The sequence below is a fragment of the Pseudomonas sp. EL_65y_Pfl1_R83 genome, assembly GCF_963970695.1.
Lineage (GTDB): Bacteria > Pseudomonadota > Gammaproteobacteria > Pseudomonadales > Pseudomonadaceae > Aquipseudomonas > Aquipseudomonas tritici.
In genome coordinates, this window is record NZ_CAXAQI010000232.1 from 1 (window position 1) to 529 (window position 529).

General features: G+C 67.1%; 1 protein-coding gene. It reads left to right on the forward strand.

Annotation, left to right across the window (positions count from 1 at the left end):
* Positions 1-17: 17 nt before the first annotated feature.
* Positions 18-529, forward strand: a 512-nt coding sequence (locus AACY08_RS28580; RefSeq protein WP_339472455.1) for a cobaltochelatase subunit CobN, incomplete at its 3' end; no start/stop codon positions are given.

Sequence of the window (529 nt, forward strand, 5' to 3'; positions counted from 1 at the left end):
CCGATCGACCGCTGATCTTGCTCGTCTTCTACCGCGCTTATCTCGCGGCGCAGGACCTTGCCCCCTTTGCCGCGCTGCATAGCACGTTCGAGCAGCGCGGTTTTGCGACTCTGTCGCTGTTCGGACCGTCGCTGAAGCACCCGCAAACGCGCGACCGGATCGCGGCGTGGATCGGCACACTATCGCCCGTCGCAATCCTCAACGCGACCGCATTTTCGGCGCGGGGCGAGGCTGGGGAAACACCGCTCGACGCGGCGGGGGTACCGGTGTTTCAAGTGGCGCTGGCAACGTCGGGACGCGCCGCCTGGGCAGACGGCACGCGCGGCCTGTCACCTGCCGATCTCGCCATGCATGTCGTATTGCCCGAGATTGACGGTCGGCTATTCGCCGGGGTCGCCAGTTTCAAGGAAGCGGGCACGCGCGATCCGCTGCTCGAATTTGCCCGGACCGCGCATCGGGCCGAGCCCGAGCGGATCACGGCGATCGCGGACCGGGTCGCTGGTTGGACTAGGTTGGCGGCCAAAGCCGT